The following is a 21662-nucleotide window of genomic DNA, read 5'->3' as shown; positions in this document are numbered from 1 at the left end:
ACGATCGGGGAGTTCGCGAAGGCGTCTCGGCTGTCGCCGAAGGCGCTGCGGCTCTTACGACGAGCTCGGCCTGCTGACGCCGGCCCGGGTCGACCCCGTGACCGGCTACAGGTTCTACGCGCCCGAGCAGTTGGAACGGGCCCCGCTGGTGCTGTCGCTGCGCCGTCGCCGACGTCGTGGAACTCCGGCCCTAATCGCACCGCCGGGGGAGGCCGTGTTCCCTGTCCTGACCGGGTTCACGTGCCAGCTCATCGATCCTGTCGAATGTGGGCCATTCCAGGGGGCATCCCAGACACGGTTCGCCATGACGGCCAGGCGGATGCCCTCACGGATGAGGTCGGCCTCGGAGATGCCCCGCCGTAGGGCGGCTTCTCTGATCAGAGCACGGTCTTCTGCGTCGAGGTGGAGATCGACGGGTTCCATCGGCATACGTCAATGCCTACACGAGCGGGGCACCCGTGTGACGAAGATCGCAGGGGATCTTGGACCGTACCCGCGCGATTGCTCTACAGGCTGTAGTACTACTTTATGTAGCACTACAAGCCGTAGAGCTGGAGTCCCGGCGAGGGGAAGATGGACGTACTTGATCTCGCACGGTGGCAGTTCGGCATCACCACCGTGTATCACTTCCTGTTCGTGCCCTTGACGATCGGCCTCGGTGTCTTCGTGGCCGCTTTGCAGACCGCGTGGCACCGCACGGGCAAGGAGCAGTACCTGCGCCTGACGAAGTTCTTCGGGAAGCTGTTCCTGATCAACTTTGCCATGGGCGTCGTGACGGGCATCGTGCAGGAGTTCCAGTTCGGGATGAACTGGAGTGAGTATTCCATCTTTGTCGGGGACGTGTTCGGTGCGCCGCTGGCGATGGAGGCACTGCTGGCGTTCTTCCTGGAGTCGACGTTCCTCGGGCTGTGGATTTTCGGCTGGGACAAGCTGCCCAAGCGCGTGCATCTGGCGACCATCTGGGCGGCGGCCATCGGGTCCAACCTTTCCGCGTACTTCATCCTCGCCGCGAACTCCTGGATGAAGCACCCGGTCGGCTATGTCGTCGAGGACGGCAAGGCCAGGATGAACGACCTGTGGGCGGTGCTGACGAACTCGACGGCGCTGGCGCAGGTGCCGCATGTGGTGAGCGGGTCGTTCGTGGTGGCGGGCGGGTTCATCCTGGCGGTGATCGGCTATCGGCTGATGCGGGAGCGGCGCAAGGACCCGGGGAGCGCGGACGCCGCGATGTGGCGGTCGAGCATGCGCGGGGCGCTGGTGATGACGGCGATCGCGGGCGTGATCGTGGCGGTCAGCGGCGACGTGTCGGCCAAGCTGCTGCACGAGCAGCAGCCGATGAAGCTGGCGGCGGCCGAGGGCTTGGAGCGTGACACGCGGGGAGCGGGGTTCTCGCCGGTGCCGGGTGTCGAGATCCCGGGAATGCTGAGCTTCCTGGCCACCAACGACGCGAACGCGACGGTGGCGGGGGTGGAGGACCTCCAGAAGAGGTTCGAGCAGCAGTTCGGCCCAGGCGACTACCGGCCGAACCTGCCGGTCATCTACTGGTCGTTCCGGGTGATGATCGGCTTCGGCCTGGCCACGGTGGGACTGTCACTCCTCGGCCTGTGGGCGACGCGCAAGCGGCGGCGGGTGCCCGGCTGGTTCGCGCGGGCCTGCTTCTACGCGCTGCCGCTGCCCATCCTCTCGGTGATCGCGGGGTGGCTGCTGGCCGAGATGGGCCGCCAGCCGTGGGTGGTGTACGGCGAGCTGCTCACGGCGGCGAGCGTGTCGCCGGGGGTGACGTTCGCCGAGGTGGCGATCTCGCTGACGATCTTCACGCTGCTGTACGGCGTGCTCGCGGTGGCCGAGGGCGTCCTGCTGGCCCGCTACATCCGCAAGGGGCCCGACGAGCTCGGCGGGGACGGCGCTGACCACGACGGCCGGGACGAGGCCGGCGGGGCGCGGCTCCAGCCGACCTTCATGTACTGAAAGCACTAGAACGACTAGAGGACTCAGAGGACACGGAACATGGACCTCATCACACTCTGGTTCATCCTCATCGCCATCCTGTGGACCGGATACTTCGTGCTGGAGGGGTTCGACTTCGGGGTCGGGGTGCTGGCGCCACTGCTGGCCCGCGACGAGAGCGAGCGCCGCCAGGTCATCACGACGATCGGCCCGGTGTGGGACGGCAACGAGGTGTGGTTGATCACCGCGGTCGGCGGCATGTTCGCCGCGTTCCCCGCGTGGTACGCGGGCATGCTCAGCGAGTTCTACCTCGCGATGACGTTGATGCTCGTCGGCCTCATCATCCGGGGCGTGGGGCTGGAGTGGCGCGGCAAGGTGACGACGCCGCGCGGCCGGGCCCGGTGCGACGCGGGCATCCTGGCGGGCAGCCTGATGGCGGCGTTCCTCTGGGGCGGGATCTTCGCCGACCTGCTGTTCGACAGCGCGTACGCGGCGCTGCTCGGCGGGGTGTTCTCGCTGGTGGTGTGCGTCCTGCACGGCGCTGTGTTCGTGTCGCTGAAGACGGAGGGCGAGGTGCGGGTGCGGGCGCGGCGTACGGCACTGGCCTTGTCGGCGGTCGCCGTACCGGTGGCGGCGGTGGGTGTCGCGGCGGTCGCGGGGGACAGCGCGCTGCGGTGGGTGCTCGCCGCGGCGGTCGTGGTCGCGCTCGCGGGGGCCGCGGCGGCGATCTGGCGCGGTCGGGAGGGCTGGGCGTTCACGGCGACGGCGACGGCCATCGTGGCGACGACCGCGATGGTGTTCCTGTCGATGTGGCCGGAGCCGATGCCGGGGTTGACGGTGGCCGAGGCGGCCTCGGGGCCGTACTCGCTGACGGTGATGACGTGGGTGGCGGTCGCGGCGCTGCCGTTCGTGCTGGGCTACCAGGCGTGGACGTACTGGGTGTTCCGCAAGCGGCTCACTCGCGACCCGGTCCCGGTGTGACCAGGATTTTCAAGGACCATTCCGGCACCACCCCGAAGGCCGGTTCCCATCGCCCGGGAACCGGCCTTCGGGCTGCGGCCACCCGGTTCTACGCGCCGTGGTCGGCCCGCAGGTCGAACAGTTCCGACGGCGACAGGGGCATCCGGTCGATCGGGAAGCCTTCGGCGTCTTCGATCGCCGAGGCGATGACCGCCGACACCGGGATCACGCCCGCCTCGCCGGCGCCCTTGATGCCGAGCGGGTTGAGCGGGGACGGGGTCTCCAGGTGGGCGGTCTCGATGTGCGGGACCTCGGTGGCGTAAGGCATGAGGAAGTCCATGAAGGACGCGTTGAGCAGTTGGCCGTGCTCGTCGTAGACCATCCGTTCGTAGAGCGCGCCTCCGACGCCCTGGGCCACTCCCCCGTGGATCTGCCCCTCCACGATCAGCGGGTTGATCATTTTGCCGCAGTCGTGTACGACGGCGTAGCGCAGGATCTTGACCTCGGCGGTGTCGGGGTCGGTCTCCACGATCGCGGCGTGCATGCCGGAGGCGAAGGTCGCCCGGATCGGCGAGTAGTAGTCGCGCCCTTCCAGGCCGGGTTCGTCGCCCTCGGCGACGGGGGGCCGGTCGGGCGGGGTCGCGCCGGCGAACTGGGTGGCCCGCCTGCTCTCCTCGTCGAAGGCGTAGCGCAGCGGGTTCGACAGCACAGCGACGGTGGCCAGCGGGATGGCGGCGCGCGAGTCGCCGGTGACGTGGATGACGCCGTCGGTGATGGAGAGGTCGCGGGGGTCGGCCTCCAGGGCGTCGGCGGCGATGCGCAGGGCCTTCTCCTTGACCTTGCGGCAGGCCAGGGCGATGGCGTTGCCGCTCATCACGGCGGCGCGGGAGGCGAAGGTGCCCACGGCGTACCCGAATCTGCGGGTGTCGCCGGTGACGACGGACACGCGTTCCAGCGGGACGCCGAGCTCGGTGGCGGCGATCTGGGCGAACACGGTCTCGTGCCCCTGGCCCTGCGAGGTGAGCCCGGTGGACACGTGAACGCGCCCGTCGGAGGTGACCTGGACGTGGCCGCCTTCGTACGGCCCGACCCCGGTGCCCTCGACGTAGCAGCCGAGGCCGATGCCGAGCCTGCGGCCCTGCCGGGCCGCCTCGGCCCGCCGCTCGGGGAAGGAGTCCCATCCGATGAGCTCTTTGAGCATGCGCAGGGTTTCGGGGTAGTCGCCGCTGTCGTAGATCAGCGGCCGCCCGTCCTGGAAGATCAGGCCCTGGTCGTAGGGGAACTGGTCGGGCTGGATGAAGTTGGCGGCCCGCACGTCGGCCCGGTCGAGGCCGAGGTGGCGGGCGATGCGGTCCATGGTGCGTTCCATGCAGAACACGCCCTGCGGGCGGCCCGCGCCCCGGTAGGGGGTGACGATCACGGTGTTGGTGTAGATCGAGGAGAACTCGACGCGGTAGGCGCCGACGCGGTACGGCCCGAGCAACTGCGTCGAGGTGATGATCGGCACGATGATGCCGTACGGCGTGTAGGCGCCGTGGTCGTGCAGGATCGTCACGTCGAGCCCGAGGATCCGCCCCTGGTCGTCGAAGCCGACGTTCACGTGTTGGACCTGGGCCCGCTCGTGGGCGGAGGCGATGAAGTGCTCGCGCCGATCCTCGGCCCACTTGACCTCGCGCCCGAGCGTGATCGCGGCCCACGGCACGAGGATCTCCTCCGGCCACGGGTGCATGATCTTGACGCCGAAGCCGCCGCCGACGTCGGGGGCGATGACCTCGACCTTGGGCAGCGGGATGCCGAGGGTGGCCGCGACGGCCATGCGGACGCTGGTGGAGGACTGGGTGCTGGTGTAGACGCGCAGCGACCGGTCGTCGGCGTCCCAGCGGGCGTAGACGCCCCGCCCCTCCAGCGGCATCGACGCGCTGCGCTCGATGTCGAGCCGGAACGACAGCGTGTGGGGCGCCGCCTCGATGGCCTCGGCGGCGCCGCGCCCGTCGGCCGAGGGCACCTCCTGCACGAGGTGCGCGCCCACGTTGCCGGGGACGTCCTCGTGGACGAGGGTGCCGGAGCGCAGCGCCTCTTCGACGCCGACGACGGGCTTCAGGAACTCGTATTCCACGGTGATGAGGGCGCAGGCGTCCTCGGCGAGGTAGCGGTCGCGGGCGACGACCATGACGACCGGCTCGCCGACGTGCCGGACGATGTCCTTGGCCAGCGGGTAGGCGGTGCGGCCGTGGGTGAGCGCGGGGTGCGGGATGAGCAGTGGCAGCGGCTGCCCGGCGCGGCCCGGCAGGTCCTCCCACGTGTAGATGGCGACCAGGCCCTCGACGGCGAGCGCGCCCGACACGTCGATGTCCTTGATGCGGGCGTGCGCGTGGGGCGACCGTACGAACGCGGCGGCCAGGGCGGTCTGGCCGAGGTCGTCGAGGTAGCGGCCCTGCCCGGTGAGCAGGCGGGGGTCCTCCCGCCGCTGGACGGGCTCGCCGAAGAGCTTGGTGGTCACGCCTCCTCCCGGATCAGTTCGCCGGCGCGGCGCACCGCCTTGAGGATGTTCTGGTAGCCGGTGCAGCGGCACAGGTTGCCCGCGACGCCTTCCACGATCTCCTCGTCGGTCGGGTCGGGGTTGTCGCGCAGCAGGGCGGTCGCCGTACACAGGAAGCCGGGCGTGCAGAAGCCGCACTGCAGGCCGTGGCATTCGTTGAAGCCGCGCTGCACGGGCGACATCTCGCCGTCCGGTCCGGCGAGGCCCTCGACGGTGGTGATCTCGTGCCCGTCGGCCGTCACGGCCAGCGTCAGGCAGGACCTGACGGGTTCGCCGTCCAGCAGCACCGTGCAGCAGCCGCAGACGCCGTGCTCGCACCCGACGTGGGTGCCGGTCAGTCCGAGGTGGTGGCGCAGGCAGTCCGACAGCAGGGTTCGCGCGGGCACCGTCGCCTCGCGCACGACCCCGTTAACGACCAGTGTGATCGAGTGCACGTCTCGCCTCTCCATTCGCCTCGTCGATCGCGCGGGTCGCGAGCACCCCGGCGAGGTGGCTGCGGTATCTCGCGCTCGCGTGGATGTCCGCGTCGGGTTCGATCGCCCCTCGTACGGCATGAGCCACCTCGTCCGGTTCCGCCCCGGTCACGTCCAGCACGACGGGGGTCGAGCCGACGCCGATGCAGGCCACCTTGGCCGAGGTGGTCGCGCCGGACTCGTCGAGGGTGACGGCGGCGGCGACGCCGGCCAGGGCGAAGTCGCCGTGCCGGCGCGCCAGCTCGTGGAAGGCCGTGCCGGACCGGGGCGGAAGCGCGGGGAAGAAGGCGGAGACGGCGAGTTCGCCGGGTCGCAGGGCCGATTCGAGCGGCCCGGTGAAGAAGTCGGCGGCGGGCACGTCGCGGACCTCGCCGCCGTCGCGCGCCAGCCGTACGCTGCCGCCGAGCAGGGTGAGCGCGGCGGGCATCTCGGCGGCGGGGTCGGCGTGGACCAGGCTGCCGACGATGGTGCCCCGGTTGCGGATCACCGGGTGGGCGACCAGGCGCAGCGCCTTGCGCAGCAGGGGTTGTACGGCGGCGGCCTGCGTGGAGCGCTCCACGCGACTGTGCCGGGCGAGCGCTCCGACGGTGACGCCGTCGCTCGCGACCGACAGGGTGTCGAGTTCGGCGAGGCGGTTGATGTCGACGAGGTGCTCGGGGACGGCGAGCCTCATGTTGAGGAGCGGGATGAGGCTCTGCCCTCCCGCGAGCACCTTGCCACGCTCCCCGACACCGGCGAGGACCGCGAGGGCCTCGGCCAGGTCTCGGGGGGCGTGGTAATCGAACGGGGGTGGTTTCACCCGGCGTCTCCCTTGATGTCACCGGCCGGTCCGGTGACTCGCCCCCGGCCGGATATCACTCGTGCAACCAATGGAGCCCCTTTTCGTGCGCTGGGCCGTCGGCCGGTGTCCACCCCGCAGGCTTCTTGACGCGGCGGAACGGGTGTTGCGGGCACATTAGGCCCGCGATTCCGACCTTACACGGGCATGATCTGCCAAAGCTGGGCCTCTGACCAGGCACAGCTTCCCGAATTCGAAACCCCGGCCGACGTCAGATTCCGCGCATCCGCAGGATGTGGAGGGCCAGGGTCAGGTTGAGCCGCAGGTGGGCGTCGTCGGTGAAGTTGCCGAGGAGGCGTTCCAGTTTCCCGATGCGGTATCTCAACGTGTTGTAGTGGAAGTGCAGGCGGCGCGCGGTCTCGGCGACGTTGAGGTTGGTCTCCAGGAGGACGTGCAGGGTGCGGCGCAGGTCCGCGTTCTCCGCGTCGGCGTCGCCCGCGAGCGGGCCGAGGGTCTCGCGCACGAACGCGTGCAGCTCCTCGGTGTCGCTGACCAGGGACAGCAGGCGATACACCCCGAGCTGGTCGAAGTGGGCGACCGCGCCGGGGCCGTGGAGCTGGCGGCCGACCTTGGCGGCCTTGAGCGCCTGCCCGTAGGCGTCGGGGAGCTCTTCGGGGGCGTTCGCCGTACGGCTGGTGCCGGTGGAGAAGGTCGTGACGGCGGTGTCGGCCAGCGCGGCGGCGGCGTCCTTTGCCATGCGGGTGGTGTCGACGGCCGAGCCGACGACGGCGACCACCTCGTTGGAGAAGCCGGCGACGGCGCCGTTCGGGTCGTGGCGGCGCACGGCGGCGGTCCACGAGGCGACCAGGCGGTCCTGGGCGACCCGCATGTCGCACTCGGGGTCGAGCTCGGCCACCAGAACGGTCACCGACCGTTCGAGGTCCCAGCCGAAGGCGCGGGCCCGCGCGGCGACCCGGTCGGCGCTTCCGGCGCTTCCGGCGCTTCCGGCGCGGCCGGTGAGGACGTCGCGCAGGAAGTCGGCGCGGTATTTGCTCTCGACGGCGGTGACGGCCTCCTGGCGGGTCACGACGAGAGCGGCGACGGTGGCGGCCCGCTCCAGGATGCCGATGTCGCTGTCGGCGATGGTCCCGGCCGGGTTGTAGGCCACGATCCTCCCGTGGTGGTGGCCGCCCGCGACCACCGGCACGGTGGCGTAGGAGTCACGTCCGGACGCGGTCGCGCGCCAAGCCGTACCTCTGCGCGCCGTGCCGCCGCCCGAGGGGGCGCGGCCCGCGTGGGTCCGGGAGGCGTTGCCGTTCTCCTTCGCCAGGGCCTCGCGGAGCCCCTGCACCTGCTCTGCGGGGCCGGTCGCCGCCAGTACGCGGCCGGCGCCGTCGACGGCGGCGACCGCGACGTCGAGGAGCCCGGCGACCTCCGCGGTGACCTCGCGCAGTCCGCCGCCCGCCAGCACGACCTGGACCAGGGCCCGGTGGGCCTCCTCGGTGCGGGCGAGCGCGGCGGCCTGCCGGTTGAGGATGTCGGTGAGGACCTGGTTGAGGATGTCGTCGAAGCCGACCTCGTTCGGGAGCCGGATGAGGGGGAACCCCAGCCGGTCGGCCTGCTCCACCATCGCGTCGGGCAGCTCGTCCAGGTAGCGGCCGAGTTTGATGGCGAGCGCGGCGAGGCCGCGTTCGTCCAGGTCGGCGATGAGGTGGCCGAGGGACTGCGGGGTGTTGCGTAGGGGGTAACCGGTGGTCAGCAGCAGCTCGTGGGGTTTCACCCACGCGAGGATGTCGGGGACCTCCATCACGTTGAGTCGCTGCACGATCCGTTTGAGACCGCTTTCTCCGGCGATCAGCCGCGCGCCCGCGAGCGCGGACACGCCGAGGACCTCGCCCACGGTGACCCCGTGGATGATCGTGCCGGTACTTGCCAGCCGTACAGGGGGCTCCATAGGCAGATTGTGGCCCATGCACCTATCTGTCAGGAAGAGCCAACCTTTGAGCGGACTGTTGGCACCTTTCTCCGTACGGCCCCCTCGGAACCACGCTCTACCGTCAGGTTCGGAAACGCTCTGCAAGGGCACGCACCTTCCAGGCATCCGCCCACGTCAGGAGGTCTTTGTGATCGTCGGAACACGCCCGGGGGCACGGCGCGCGCACCTCTCCTCCCTCTCCACGCGCACGCACGCCACCGGGGCGGCGAGTACGGCACTGCGCCCCGTCCTGGAGTCGCCGCGGACGCCGGCCCGCGTGCTGGCCGCGTTCTCCGCAGGGATCTACCTGGAGATTCGCACGGAGATCGAACCCCGCGTGGTCGCGGTCGTGCATGGAGAGGCGGTGCGGCTCCCCAACGCCATCGTCCTGTCCGGCGCGCTGCCGCCGGCCGAGGTGGGCGACGACGCCGCCGTGGGAGCCGGCTCGATCAGGCTCGGCCGGGCCGGCCTGAGCGCGGGACGCTGGTGGAACCCGGCACCCCCGCTCGGCCCCGCCGACCCGGCCCTGCTCGCCCTCGCCGCCCGAGCGACGGCCGACGTGCTCGGCCGGGCCGCCCGGCGGCCCGGCCTCGACGGGAACGGGGCCGTCGCCATGCTGGCCGACGGCTGCGCCTCGGAGTCGCTCGTCGACGTCGTCACCGCCGCCGAACGGCTCGTAGGCCTCGGCCCCGGGCTCACGCCGAGCGGCGACGACATCCTGGCCGGGGTGCTCGTGGCCCTGCGCCACCTCGGCACGTCCGCGGGAGTGCCGCGCGCGGTGCGGCTGGCCGACTGGCTCGCCGCCGCGGTCACCTACGACGCGCGCACCCGCACGACGCCGATCTCCGCCACGCTTCTCCACTGCGCCGCCAGGGGCGAGGCCGCCCCCGAGGTGACGGCGGCGCTGCGGGGCATGGCCGGGCGGCATCCGCTGGAGCCCGCCCTTCAAGGGCTCCTATCCCTCGGCCACACCTCCGGAGCCGATCTGGCCCGAGGGCTGCACATCGGGCTCGACGCGGTGGTCGCGCGAGCGGCCGGCCGCGCCTGAGCCGCGAGCGGTCGTGCGCCTGAGCGCCGCCGGCCCAGGGAACGGCGCCGGCCCACAGCATTAACGACGACGAGGGGGATGGGTGAGGAGCAAGGCACTTCCCGCCGCCGATCTGGTTCGCGTGCGGTCGGGCATCTATCACGACTCGGTGAGCCTGATGCGCGTCAGCCAGGCGCTGACGGCCCTCGACGGCGTCGAGGTGGCCATGGTGGCCATGGCCACCGAGCTGAATCTGGGACTCGCCCGCGAGCTGGGGTTCGACCTGCCCGAGGCCGAGCCGTCCGACCTTCTCGTCGCGGTGCGGGCACGGGAGCCCGACGCGCTGCGCGCCGCCGAGGCCGAGCTGGAACGCCGGCTCGCCGCGCTGGCGACCCTCCGCGAAGCGGGCGGGGCCGCGGAAAGCCCGCCGCGCACCACCCGGTCGGCCGCCGCGGCGGCCCCCAGCGAGGGCGGCCGGGCCGCGGTGGTGCTGGTGTCGGTGCCCGGTGAGAACGCCTTCCCCGAGGCTCTCGACGCGGTCGAGGCGGGCCTTTCGGTCATGGTGTTCAGCGACAACGTGCCGGTCGAGCAGGAGGTCCTGCTGAAGGACCTCGCGGCGGAGCGGGACGTGCTGGTCATGGGCCCCGACTGCGGCACCGCCGCGATCGGGGGCGTCGGCCTCGGGTTCGCCAACGTGCTGCGGCCCGGCGGCGTCGGTGTCGTAGCGGCCTCCGGCACCGGGGCGCAGCACGTCACGAGCCTGCTGGACCTCGCCGGCGTCGGCGTGAGCCACGTGCTCGGCGTCGGAGGGCGCGACCTGTCGGCCGAGGTCGGCGGGCGTTCGACGCTGCGGGCGCTGCGGGCGCTCGACGACGACCCGGCCACGTCGCTGATCGTGCTCATCTCCAAACCGCCGGCCCCCAAGGCCGCGGCCCGCGTCGCCGAGGCCGTCCGCGCGCTCGCCACCCCGGTGGTGACAGCGCTGCTCGGGCCGGGCGGACACGACCTGACGTCGGCGGCGGAAGCCGTACTGGCGGCGCTGGGGCGGCCCGTGCCCGACTGGCCCGCGTGGGAGGTCCCGCAGGACGGCGTGAGCGGGGACGGAGGCGTGAGCGGGGACGGAGGCGGCGGCGGAGGCGCGCTGCACGGCCTGTACGCCGGGGGGACGCTGTGCGCCGAGGCCCGCATCATCGCCGCCGAGCGCGGCACGTTCACCGACTTCGGCGACGACACCTACACCCGGGGCCGCCCTCACCCGATGATCGACCCGGCGCTGCGGCTGGAGGCGCTGGCCTCCGTGCCCGCCGGGGACGTGGCCCTGCTGGACGTCGTCCTGGGCTACGGCTCCGACCCCGACCCGGCCGCGAGCCTCGCGCCCGCGGTCGCCGAGGCCCGCGCCCGGGGCGTCGCCGTCGTCGTGGCGGTCGTCGGCACCGAGAGCGACCCGCAGGGGCTGACCAGACAGGCCCGCGCGTTCGCCGAGGCGGGCGCGACGGTGTTCACCTCACACGCGCGTGCCGTACGGCATGCGGTCTCACTGTCCGGGAGTACACGTTGACGCCGCTCGCCCTGTCCGGAGACCTCACGGTGATCACGGTGGGCGCGGACCTGCTGGGCCACGCCCTCGACGCCCAGGCCGTGCCCCAGATCGCGGTGGACTGGCGCCCGCCGCTGCCCGGCACTTCGGCCGCGCTCGCCCAGGTCCTCGCCGACCCGCGCCGGGCCGCCGCCAACGAGAAGGCCGTCGGCAGGCTGCTCGCGGCCCGCCCCCATCTCGTCGGCGTACGGCGTGCGCGCGACGTCCTCGATCTGCCCCCCGGCACCTTCCTGCACGCCGGGCCGCCGATCACGTGGGAACGCGCCTCCGGCCCGCTGCGGGGCGCGCTGATCGGGGCCATGCTCTACGAAGGGCTCGCGGGCACCCCGGAGGAGGCCGAGGGGGCGCTGGAGCGGGGCTCGGCGCACCTGTCCCCCTGCCACCGCCACCGCACCGTCGGCCCGATGGCGGGCGTGGTCAGCGGCTCCATGTGGATGTTCGAGGTGCGGGACGCCGAACACGGCGGCACCGCGTACTGCTCCCTCAACGAGGGCCTCGGCAAGGTGCTGCGCTACGGCGCGTACGGCCCGGAGGTGCTCGACCGGCTGCGGTGGATGGGCGACGTGCTCGGCCCCGTGCTGCGGGACGCGCTCGCGGCGAACGGCCCGGTGGACCTGCGCGCCCTCATGGCGCAGGCCCTGCAGATGGGCGACGAGCTGCACAACCGCAACCGCGCCGCGACCTCGCTCCTGGTGCGCGAGCTCGCCCCCGCGATCGTGGAGGCCGCCCCGGAGCGGGCCGCCGAGGTGCTGAGGTTCATCAACGGCAACGACCACTTCTTCCTCAACGCGGGCATGGCCGCGTGCAAGGTGAGCGCCGACACGGCGCGGGACGTGCCGGGGTCGACGCTGGTCGTGGCGATGGCCCGCAACGGCACGGATTTCGGCATCCAGGTGTCGGGGCTGGGCGACCGCTGGTTCATCGGGCCCGCGGGCGTCCCCGACGGGCTGTACCTGGGGGCCTACGGGCCCGATGACGCCAACCCGGACATCGGCGATTCCACGATCACCGAGACGGGGGGTGTGGGCGGGTTCGCGATGGCGGCCTCGCCGGCCATCGTGCGCTTCGTCGGGGGCGAGGTGGCCGACGCCGTGGCGGCCACGCGGTCCATGTACGAGATCACGCTGGCCGAGCACCCGGCCTACCAGATCCCGGGACTCGGGTTCCGGGGGACGCCGGTCGGGATCGACGTCACGCTCGTGGCGCGAACGGGGCTGCTGCCGGTGGTCAACACCGGAATCGCCGGACGTATAGCAGGAACCGGGCAAGTTGGGGCAGGTTTGGTCAGTCCCCCGGCGTCGGCCTTTACAGCGGCGCTGACGGCACTGGCCGAGGAGGCGGTCGCCGTACGCGGGAGTTAGCACGACACACCAGGTCAACCCCTACAACAGGCCCCCCTACCTGCGCCACTTTCATACGTGAATAACTCCCCGATATCGTGTCCAGCCTCGCAATCTGGAACAATCACAGCCCATGTCGTGTGCCCTGCCGAAGACGCGCCTGGCGCTGGATGACCTGGATAAGGGGGGACGGATTTGACGACCGACCGCCTGCTCGGCAAGGTCCCCCCGATGCCCGAGCCGGAGGGACACGGCGCCAAGGAGAACCAGGGACGCCTGGTGGGTCGGCGCTACCGCCTCCTATCGCCGGTCGGCAGGGGCGGCATGGGCATGGTGTGGCATGCGCACGACGTCCTCCTCGACCGCGACGTCGCGGTCAAGGAGCTCATCCTCCCCTACGGACTGGATGCAGCGGGCAAACGCTCCGCCCACCGGCGCATGCTGCGCGAAGCGCGGTCCGCCGCCCGGCTCAGCCACCCCGGCATCATCACCGTCCACGACGTCGTCGAAGAGGACGACCGCCCGTGGATCGTCATGGAGCTCGTACGCGCCTGGTCACTTGAGCAGGCCGTACGGCACACCGGGCCGCTGCCCGTCGTCCAAGCCGCCGAGATCGGCGTGCGCGTCCTCGACGCGCTGCGCCACGCGCACGCGGCCGGCATCCTCCACCGCGACGTCAAACCCGGCAACGTCATGCTGACCTCTGACCGGGTCATCCTCACCGACTTCGGCATCGCCGCAGTCGAAGGCGACGTCAACATCACCCAGACCGGCCTGCTGATGGGCTCGCCCGCCTACATCCCGCCGGAGCGGCTCCAAGGCGGCACCATCACCCACGCCGCCGACCTGTGGTCGTTCGGCGCCACGCTGTACGCCGCCATCGAAGGGCGCCCGCCGTACGAAGGGCCCGACGCCGTCGCCGTCCTCGGCGCCGTACTCACCCAGGAGCCCACCCGCCCCCAGCGGGCGGGCGCGCTCCTGCCCGTCATCGACGGGCTGCTCCGCAAGAACCCGGCCGACCGCATCAGCGCCACCCAGGTCGCCGAAATGCTCGAACTCGTCCTGCGCAGCCACGGCTCCAGCGTCCCCGACCTCTCACAGCCGCCGCCCTCGGCCGCCGCCTCCCCCGACTCGCTGCCACTGCACCTGCTGCCGCCGCTCGACCCTCCCCCGGGGCCGATGCGCATCATCGAGACGCCCTCCGGGCCGGTCCGTGTGCCCGCCGAACCCGCAGACCCGGGACCCGGCTCAGCGGGCGGCTCCGACGCGCCCGGCCTTCAAGAAGGGCCTGGCGGCGCCCGCGAGGCGTCCGCCGCATCCGGCGCCGAAGCCCCCCAGAGCCCCGGCGACCCGTTCGGCTCCCCAGCCGACCTCCAAAACCCCGGCTTCGACGCGCTCCGCAGTCCGTCGGACGAAGACCGCGCGCCGCAGCCTTCACCATCGTCCGACCAGGACGACGGCGCCGCCGACCAGCCCCCTCCGCGCTCCGGCGGCGGCCGTAGAGCCGCCGGCCCCTCACTGTTCGGACCGCGCGGCAGCCGCACGAACCGGGCCGGACGCGCGGGACGCGCCGGGCGCACAGGGCGCACCGGGCGCGCGCCGCGCGCAGGACGCCGCCGCGCACCCGACGACAGCACCACCACCGGCGGCGGCAGCGGTCGCGGGGGGCGTCGCCGAGCACAGGACACGAGCGGCACATGGATGCGCGGCAACCAGCCCACCCCGAGGCTCATCGCCGTCGTCACCGCCGCCGCTGTGGCGCTCCTCGCCATCATCATCCTCATCACGCTCTCCGGCGGCGGCGATGACCCGGCGCACGCCGCGCCCACCCCCTCCAGCGCCGTCGTCACGACCGCGCCCAAGGAGCCCGCACCCACCGGCGGCCAGGTCCCGGACGGCTACAAACGCCGCACCCAGGGAGGCTTCTCCGCCGCCGTGCCCACCGCCTGGCGCACCGCCCAGCACGACGACGGCTACCGCTTCAGCGGCCCCCGCGACAGCCACCTCAGCATCACCGTCCGCCCCGCCACCCCCGCCACCGACGGCGGCCACAAAACCCTCTTCAGGTCCGGCGCCTCCACCGACCTCGCCGACTACATCCAAATCCAGCTCCAGGCCGTGAGCTACGGTTCCTGGAAGGCGACCGACTGGGAATACACCTACACCCAGTCCAACGGCGTGCCGATGCAGGCCCTCACCCGCTTCGTCAACGTGGACCAGGACACCGCCTACACCATCACCTTCGCCATGCCCGCCCACACCTGGGACGACAACGCGAAACTCCGCGCCACCTTCCTGGACACCTTCGCCCCCTGACCCCTCGGCCGACGCTCGCCACGGGCAGCCCCCGAGGAACCCGCCATCACTTAGGCGGCATGGGCCTCGAACCACACCGACCCGAGGTCGTGGCCGGCCGTCAGGCGGACATCCGCCTCCAGCGCCGCGGCGAGTTGCCGCAGCAACGCCACAGTGGGGGGCGTTCCGCCCTCCTCTATGCACTCGATCTCGTCCTCGCTCATTCCCGCCCGGGCGGCCAACTTCGGCACGCTCAAGCCGAGCGCGACCCGCCGGTCGTACAGAGCCTTCCCGAACGCCAGCGCCTCCCGGATGGCGAACCGCTCCGGATCCTCATCGTCCGCCTCCGGGCGCACCCGGCGGGTGTGGTAACCAGCCATCACACCTGCCTCTCGAAACTCTCGGTCGCGGGCCCCCAGTGATCGCGCTCGCATACCTTCTGCGCGCGAACCGCCCGATCGATCTGCCGCTGATCATGCTGTCTGGTCTTGCGAAAGACCGTGAGCAACACAGTGGTCTTGTCTGAAGTACCCAGTACGTTATGCGTGCCGCAACGTCACGAAGCCGAACACGCAGCTCCCAAACCGGTCCTTCAAGATGATCTGACCAGGGACCACCGAGTTCGACTCCCTTCAGAGCGAGGAGGCCGGCGACCTCATCGACCCGTTTGAAGTCACTGTCGCCGAGCGAGCTCAGCCACTCGCGTACTTCAGGCTCAAGCTCGAACCGATAAAGCCCCACCCCAGCCCCTCCTAGCAACAGAAGGAGACAGAGAGCAGCAATCACGTGCTCTGTGTAGTCGACGGTTGTCGAAATCAGAAGCTTGCCCGGAGATGAGGCGAAGCGAGGGCCCCCGGAGGGCATGCCAGGAGTAATGTCACACTTCACTCGTGACGCCTCTCCCCACAAAGTCAGACATTTCCCAGCAAAACCCACTTGGAGCTGAGCGACTGCGTGCTGTGCAGCGCCGTACGCTCGGCGTGCTGGCGGCTACCCAGGTGGCGGGCGGCGTCGGAACGGCCGTGGGGCTCGCGTTCAGCTCGGTGCTCGTGGCGCAGCTCTCCGGGTCGGCCGCCGTCGGCGGCTTCGCCGGGACCGCCACGGTGCTCGGCGCGGCGCTGCTGGCACTACCGATGGCGCAACTCGCGGCCGAGCGGGGACGCCGGGCCGGGTTGAGCCTGGCGTTCGCCGCGGCGATGACCGGCTGCCTCATCAACGTGGTGGCCGTCGCCATCGCATCGTGGCCGCTGCTGCTCGCCGGGCTCGTCCTCATGGGCGGCGGCAGCGCCGGGAACCTGGCCGCCCGCTACGCAGCCACCGACCTGTCGCCTCAAGGGCGGGCCGGCACCCACCTCGCCCTCGTCGTGTGGGCCGCCACCATCGGATCCGTCGTCGGCCCCAACCTCGCGGGCCCCGCCGCCCCTCCCCGGCCTAACCCCCGCATACGCGGGGAGCATTTCCGCTGTGCGCATTTCCCCGGTGACGCCCGCGGACCATCCCCGCGTGCGCGGGGAGCATCCTTCGCGACCTGGGGGTTTGTCAGCGTCGGGCGGCGTTTTCGAGCACTTTCATGGAATCGGACATTTAACTTTCGGGGTTTGGGGGCCGGACAGGGTTAAGCGTGCCGGGGGCGGGGGCGCAAACCGTACGGGGTGGGGGCTATTTGGCGTCGGCGTAGGAGGTGACGGTGGCGATCTCCATGGGGATGCGGACGGGGGTGGGGCCGAAGAGGAGGCGGGTGGCTTCGGCGGCGGCGTGGTGGACGGCGGCGGCGACTTCGCCGGCGAGGGGGGCGGGGGTGTGGGCGATGATCTCGTCGTGTTGGAAGAAGACGAGGTGGGCGGGGTGTGGGAGGTGGCCGCGGAGGACGGCCATCATGGTGAGGGCCCATTCGGCGGCTGTGGCCTGGACGACGAAGTTGCGGGTGAAACGGCCCCGGTCGCGGGCGGCGCGGGCGCCTTGGGAGCTGGTGATGAGTTCGCGCCATTGGTGGGAGGGCGGGGGGCACGTACGGCCCAGCCATGAGTGCACGAGTTTGCCTTGCTCGCCGCTTTTGGCGGCGTCTTCGACGAGGGCGTACGCCTGGGGAAAGCGTTCGCGCATGACGCTGAGGAGTTTGGGGGCGTCGCCGCTGGTCCCGCCGTACATCGCGGAGAGTAGGGCGATTTTGGCGCTTTCCCGCACCCCGCCGAAGGCCTGGGCGAGCGCGGCGTAGAGGTCGATCTCTCCCGCGGCGCGGGCCAGGCCGCGGTCGTCGGCCATGGCGGCGAGGACGCGGGGTTCGAGCTGGGCGGCGTCGGCGACGACGAGGGACCAGCCGTCGTCGGCGATGACGGCGCGGCGCATGACTTTGGGGATCTGGAGCGCGCCGCCGCCGCTGGTGGCCCATCGTCCGGATACGACCCCGGCGACCACGTATTCGGGGCGGAACCGGTCACCTTTCACCCACTGGTCGGCCCATACCCAGCCGTGGAAGCTGAACAGCCTGGCCAGCTCCTTGTAGGCGAGGAGCGGCGCGACCGCCGGGTGGTCGACCTGTTTGAGCACGTGGGAGCGGGTCGATGGTACGGCCGAGCCGGCCGCCTTGAACGCCTTGACGATCTGCTGCGGCGAGTCGGGGTTGACGGGGTGGCCGAAGGCCGCGGAGACCTGGTCGGCGAGGTGCTGGAGCTTGGCAGGCCGCATGCCGTGGGCGGGGCGGGGGCCGAGCAGGTCGGTCAGGAGGGCGTCGTGGGCGTCTTCGCGCCACGGCATGCCGTCATGGCTCATCTCCGCGGCGATCAGCGCGCCCGCGGACTCCGCCGCCACCAGCAGGCCGAACCGCGCCGGGTCGCGGTGAGCGGCGATCCGCCTCCGCTGATCCTCATGCACCTCACGCACGAGATCGGATGGCGACACGGCCGCCGCCGCGTCCTTCCGCGCGGGCTCGAACAGCGTCTCCTGAGCCCCCGCGACCTCGACTCCGCGCTCGTCGGGCACCGGCAGACCGTGCAGCCTCGCATATGCCGCCTCGGCGGACCGCGGCTCCCCGGACCGCCCCTCGGCGGCGAGCAACAGCCCTTCCGTCAGGAACAGGTCGTGACACCGCGACACGCGCAGCCCCGCGTCCAACAGCCCGGGGTAAACAACCCGCGTATCCGCCCACACCCACCGCGGCGAGTCCCGCTCAAACTCCCGCACCGCCTCGGCCAGATCCCCCGCCGGCCGCGCCGCACCGCCGACGGGCCTGACCGTCGTCCCGCCCCCGGCCTCCACCGCGACCTCAACCCGCCCCACGTGCACCGACCCAGCCTGCCAGGCCCCACCGACACAACGTCCGAGACCCTCGTACGGCAAGAGCCGGAAATATCTGGCTCCTGGTTCCCGTGGCCGCCGCCCGGCACCCGCCATACAATGCCGATAAATCGAGGGGAGGACTTGTGACCCAAGCCTGGAACGCTGATCCTTCAGCTTCGTTGAAGCGCCGTTTGGGGATGTCCGCAAAGGATACGGGAGACTCGGACGGCGAAGAAGACTGCCCGGATATCTGGGAGCTCGAAAATGGCGATATCGCCGTAATCGGCCGAGACCTTACCCATGCCTACAGATCACGCCTTCCCGCGGAGGTGACGGTCGGCCAGAACGAACGGCTGGTTGTCATCCCAGGAATCATGCTCCGCCTGGCGAAACCGGACATCCCAGATGCGTGACCCCAACGCCCTCGCTCTTGCCCCTTCCTCCGGGCAACGCCTTTCCGTCGACGACTACCGACAGGACTTCCGATCTCTCCGTACCGAAATCCGCGATAAGGATTCGTGGAAATTCGAACGGCGGCAGCACTTCGAGGAGGACTCCGCGAGCAGGAACGCTTTCCGGCAAGGCCGCTGGAGGGAGGCGTTGGCGCTTCTGGAAGAGAGGCGGGAACCCCTCCTGCAGGCCGTGCGCAGAGACAAGGAAAACAACACCGCCTTCCACCGCGTGCGCGTGGTCGAGGAACCGCTGTCCCCCTACCTGCAATGGGAGCTGCATTCTCTGCGCATTCAGGCCGAATGCGGAAAGCCGGTTCGCGTCATCCAGGCCGAGAAATTGACCACCTTGGAGGCCGACGGCCGTCTTCCTGAGGTCGTAGTGCTCGGCGGCGAAGTCCTCTACGAGGTCGTCTACTCCGGCACCGGCACCACCCTCGGAGGGATTCGATTCTCCGACGCGACGCTCATCGCCACCTGGGAAGAGTTCATCAAGGAACTCTACGGCGGCGGGGAGGACGTCCTTTCTTACTTCGACCGTCGCGTGGCTCATCTACCTCCTCCGGGGAGAACGGGGTAACCGATCAAAAACAGCGGGGACCACGGTCAGCCCCATGGCGGTACGCGCTCCGAACTCTCCGGCGCCTCCCGCGATGTAGTGCAGGCCGGCCGTGTCAGCGGCGGGATCCACTTCCACGGTCACGAGCGCTCATCTCAGGAAGGCTTTGGGCTTGGTGCGCCGCGTCAGCTACCGCGTGACATCAGCGACTTCGTCAACCGAACAGACGAACTGCACCGCCTCGATGAACTGCTGCCGCGCGACCAGGACAGCCGACCGTGGGTCTATGTGATCGTCGGCACTGCCGGGGCAGGCAAGACTTCCCTGGCCCTTCACTGGGCTCATCGGGCGCAGGAACATTTCCCCGATGGACAGCTGTACATCAATCTGCGTGGCTACGACCCTGGAGAGCCTGTCAGCGCGCTGGAGGCGCTCCACCGGTTCCTGGTCGCCCTCGGTGTCCCCTCCGCTGCTCTTCCGACCGACGTCGACACCGCCGCCGCGATGTATCGCTCTGCATTGGCCGACCGGAGCGTCCTGATAGTGCTGGACAACGCGGGGAGCGTCTCTCAGGTGCGACCGCTGCTTCCCGGAGGCTCCCGCTGTCTCACCGTGGTGACGAGCAGAAGCCGCCTGTCCGGCCTTGCCGTACACGACGGCGCGCGACGGTTGACGGTCGGCACGCTGACCGAACCAGAATGCGTGCTGCTGCTGAGGACGGTGACGGCGGGCTATCGGCCGGAGGACGACGTCGACAAGCTGATCGAGCTTGCCAGGCTGTGCGGCCGACTGCCGTTGGCCTTGAGAATCGCCGCGGAACGAGCGGTCTGCCATCCTCATATGAGGATCGACGACCTGGTCGCGGAGCTCCGTGACAGGTCAGCGCTTTGGGATGCCTTGAGCCTTGGCGAGGAGGGAAATGAAGGGGCGGTCCGCTCAGTTTTCGCCTGGTCTTACCGGGCGCTGTCCCCAGACTGCGCGCGCCTTTTCCGTCTCCTTGGTCTGCATCCGGGGGCCGATCTCGGCATCGGCGCCGCGGCCGCGCTGGCCGAGGTCGATATTCGAAGGTCACGGCAAATGCTTGACGGGCTCGTCGCGGCTCACATGCTTGAACAGACCTCACCGGACAGGTACGAATTCCATGATCTGCTGCGCGCGTACGCCATCGACCAGGCGCGGCTTGAGGAGAACGACAGGAGCCGCGCCGCGGCCGTGAGGCGGATGCTGGACTGGTATCTGCATACTGCCGCCGCCGCGCAGAGCTGGATCATGCCAGTCCGTGACCCCGTGCCCCTCGACGCGCGAGACGACAGGATCGCCATCCCTTCTTTCTCCGACTATGACCAGGCGGTCGAGTGGTGTGAACGCGAGCAGGCCAATTTCCTGCCCGCTGTACACGCGGCGGTGGAGTACGGCTTCGACCGTCACGCCTGGCGTCTTGCTCTCGTGCTGTGGAGTGCCACAGCACCCTCCACGCCCGCCATGGGCTGGCTGTCAATCGGCCTGGTGGGCCTTGGCGCCGCAGGCCGCGCGAATGAACGCGGTGGAGAGGCCTCGCTTCTGCGAAGCCTGGGATTCACCTACGTGAAGATCAACGATCTGGAGGCGAGCCTGGAGAACCACAGCGCAGCGTTGACGATCTCCAGGGACCTCGGCGACCGACGAGGAGAAGCGGCTTCGCTCAATGCGATCGGCCTGATCTATTCACGTTGGAGGCGGCTCGCGGAGGCCGAAAGGCACTTGGAACTGGCCGGAGCCATCTACGGGGAGCTCGGTGCGGCGCATTGGAGTTCAGTGGTGCTGGCGAATCTCGCGTCCGTGCACCTTCAGGCAGGTCAGCTGGTCAAGGCGGCCGACAACCTCCAGCAGGTTATGGACTTCCAGCGGAGAAGGGGCAACAAGCGCAGTATGGGCAATGCCCTTCATCTCCTCAGCGGCGTGCATGTTGACCTCGGCGAGTTCGAGGAGGCGCTGCGGGCGGCGCAGGAGGCAGTGGAGCTCGCCCTGGACCTGCGGAGCCATGTCCTTGAGGGCTACTGGTTGCTGACACTCGGCCACGCTCAAGCGGCTCTCGGACAACATGATGACGCGCTGGTCTCCTTCCATCGGTCGGCCACACTGCATCGCCGACTGGGAGATCGCAGCCGTGAGGCGCTGGCCTGGCACGGCGCAGGCGATGCTTATCGCCGCGGCGGACGTGACGATGAGGCCGTGGGTTTCTTTCGCCGGGCGGCGGCCGTACAGCGGGAGCTCGGCTACCCGTGGCATGAGGCTATGGCTCTCGACGGGCTCGCCGCCGCTGTGCCGGACGATGACGCGGAGCAGAGCCGCCGGTGTTGGGCTGAGGCGCTGGAGCTCATTGCCGGCTATGGGGATTCTCGGGCACTGGAGGTACGGCGGCGCATCGAGACGCACCTGGCGGAGTTGCCGTAGCGGCAGGGGTTTGC

At 70.7% G+C, this 21662-nt stretch carries 15 protein-coding genes; 9 read left to right on the top strand and 6 right to left on the bottom strand.

What is annotated here, in order from left to right; genetic code table 11:
- The first annotated feature begins 573 nt into the window (after positions 1-573).
- Complete coding sequence (locus BLQ73_RS17020) at positions 574-1968, top strand: cytochrome ubiquinol oxidase subunit I (RefSeq protein ID WP_093171437.1); 1395 nt, start codon at positions 574-576, stop codon at positions 1966-1968.
- A 39-nt stretch (positions 1969-2007) separates the two neighbouring features.
- Positions 2008-2928, top strand: a complete 921-nt coding sequence (gene cydB, locus BLQ73_RS17015) for a cytochrome d ubiquinol oxidase subunit II (RefSeq protein ID WP_093171436.1) — start codon at positions 2008-2010, stop codon at positions 2926-2928.
- Positions 2929-3016: 88 nt separating this feature from the next.
- On the opposite strand, the gene cutA is transcribed toward cydB, so the two are convergent.
- The 4 genes from cutA to BLQ73_RS16995 all read right to left on the bottom strand — a co-directional run bounded on the left by cutA (position 3017) and on the right by BLQ73_RS16995 (position 8651).
- Entirely contained in the window at positions 3017-5407 is a 2391-nt protein-coding gene (cutA, locus tag BLQ73_RS17010) for an aerobic carbon-monoxide dehydrogenase large subunit (protein WP_093171435.1), read from the bottom strand.
- Complete coding sequence (locus BLQ73_RS17005) at positions 5404-5880, bottom strand: (2Fe-2S)-binding protein (RefSeq protein WP_476712864.1); 477 nt, start codon at positions 5878-5880, stop codon at positions 5404-5406. Before BLQ73_RS17005 ends, cutA begins: the two co-directional genes overlap by 4 nt.
- Entirely contained in the window at positions 5855-6718 is an 864-nt protein-coding gene (locus BLQ73_RS17000) for an FAD binding domain-containing protein (RefSeq protein ID WP_093171433.1), read from the bottom strand. Before BLQ73_RS17000 ends, BLQ73_RS17005 begins: the two co-directional genes overlap by 26 nt.
- Before the next feature lie 250 nt (positions 6719-6968).
- Complete coding sequence (locus BLQ73_RS16995) at positions 6969-8651, bottom strand: PucR family transcriptional regulator (protein ID WP_093171432.1); 1683 nt, start codon at positions 8649-8651, stop codon at positions 6969-6971.
- A gap of 169 nt (positions 8652-8820) precedes the next feature.
- Between BLQ73_RS16995 and BLQ73_RS16990 the strand changes: the two genes are divergently transcribed.
- The 4 genes from BLQ73_RS16990 (at position 8821) to BLQ73_RS16975 (ending at position 14952) form a co-directional block, all read left to right on the top strand.
- On the top strand, positions 8821-9720 hold the full coding sequence (locus tag BLQ73_RS16990; RefSeq protein WP_093171431.1) for an oxamate carbamoyltransferase subunit AllH family protein: 900 nt from the start codon (positions 8821-8823) through the stop codon (positions 9718-9720).
- An 82-nt stretch (positions 9721-9802) separates the two neighbouring features.
- Positions 9803-11257: an AllF/FdrA family protein gene (locus tag BLQ73_RS16985; RefSeq protein ID WP_245691138.1), complete on the top strand. Its 1455-nt coding sequence runs from the start codon at positions 9803-9805 to the stop codon at positions 11255-11257.
- Positions 11254-12657 (top strand): YlbE family protein, encoded by a 1404-nt coding sequence (locus tag BLQ73_RS16980; RefSeq protein ID WP_093171430.1) that lies wholly within the window; start codon positions 11254-11256, stop codon positions 12655-12657. Before BLQ73_RS16985 ends, BLQ73_RS16980 begins: the two co-directional genes overlap by 4 nt.
- A 174-nt stretch (positions 12658-12831) precedes the next feature.
- Entirely contained in the window at positions 12832-14952 is a 2121-nt protein-coding gene (locus BLQ73_RS16975; RefSeq protein ID WP_093171429.1) for a serine/threonine-protein kinase, read from the top strand.
- 50 nt (positions 14953-15002) lie between these two features.
- On the opposite strand, the gene BLQ73_RS16970 is transcribed toward BLQ73_RS16975, so the two are convergent.
- A complete protein-coding gene (locus tag BLQ73_RS16970) occupies positions 15003-15311 on the bottom strand; it encodes a helix-turn-helix domain-containing protein (RefSeq protein WP_093171461.1) in 309 nt (102 codons plus the stop codon).
- A gap of 1279 nt (positions 15312-16590) precedes the next feature.
- Entirely contained in the window at positions 16591-18213 is a 1623-nt protein-coding gene (locus BLQ73_RS16960; RefSeq protein ID WP_245691136.1) for a bifunctional 3'-5' exonuclease/DNA polymerase, read from the bottom strand.
- Between the two features lie 137 nt (positions 18214-18350).
- Here BLQ73_RS16960 and BLQ73_RS16955 point away from each other — a divergent pair, with 137 nt between their 5' ends.
- From BLQ73_RS16955 to BLQ73_RS16945, 3 genes are all read left to right on the top strand, one after another.
- The gene (locus BLQ73_RS16955; RefSeq protein WP_093171427.1) at positions 18351-18620 is read left to right on the top strand and encodes a hypothetical protein; all 270 of its coding nucleotides are present in this window, start codon (positions 18351-18353) and stop codon (positions 18618-18620) included.
- Positions 18613-19236 carry a DUF6879 family protein gene (locus tag BLQ73_RS16950; RefSeq protein WP_093171426.1) on the top strand — a complete coding sequence of 208 codons (624 nt, stop codon included), beginning with the start codon at positions 18613-18615 and terminating at the stop codon, positions 19234-19236. Before BLQ73_RS16955 ends, BLQ73_RS16950 begins: the two co-directional genes overlap by 8 nt.
- A gap of 78 nt (positions 19237-19314) precedes the next feature.
- Positions 19315-21648, top strand: coding sequence for an ATP-binding protein (locus BLQ73_RS16945; protein WP_218125891.1), 2334 nt, complete (start codon positions 19315-19317; stop codon positions 21646-21648).
- Positions 21649-21662 lie beyond the last annotated feature (14 nt).

The sequence above is a fragment of the Sinosporangium album genome, from assembly GCF_900100605.1.
In the GTDB taxonomy this organism is placed as follows: domain Bacteria; phylum Actinomycetota; class Actinomycetes; order Streptosporangiales; family Streptosporangiaceae; genus Sinosporangium; species Sinosporangium album.
This window is presented reverse-complemented; position numbering and strand designations above follow the sequence as displayed.

What these genes read in the sequence shown, in the direction of transcription:
- BLQ73_RS17020 (WP_093171437.1), top strand. Translation starts at nt 574, where the DNA reads ATGGACGTACTTGATCTCGCACGGTGGCAGTTCGGCATCACCACCGTG.
- cydB (WP_093171436.1), top strand. Translation starts at nt 2,008, where the DNA reads ATGGACCTCATCACACTCTGGTTCATCCTCATCGCCATCCTGTGGACC.
- BLQ73_RS16995 (WP_093171432.1), bottom strand. Translation starts at nt 8,651, where the DNA reads ATGGAGCCCCCTGTACGGCTGGCAAGTACCGGCACGATCATCCACGGG.
- BLQ73_RS16970 (WP_093171461.1), bottom strand. Translation starts at nt 15,311, where the DNA reads ATGGCTGGTTACCACACCCGCCGGGTGCGCCCGGAGGCGGACGATGAG.
- BLQ73_RS16950 (WP_093171426.1), top strand. Translation starts at nt 18,613, where the DNA reads ATGCGTGACCCCAACGCCCTCGCTCTTGCCCCTTCCTCCGGGCAACGC.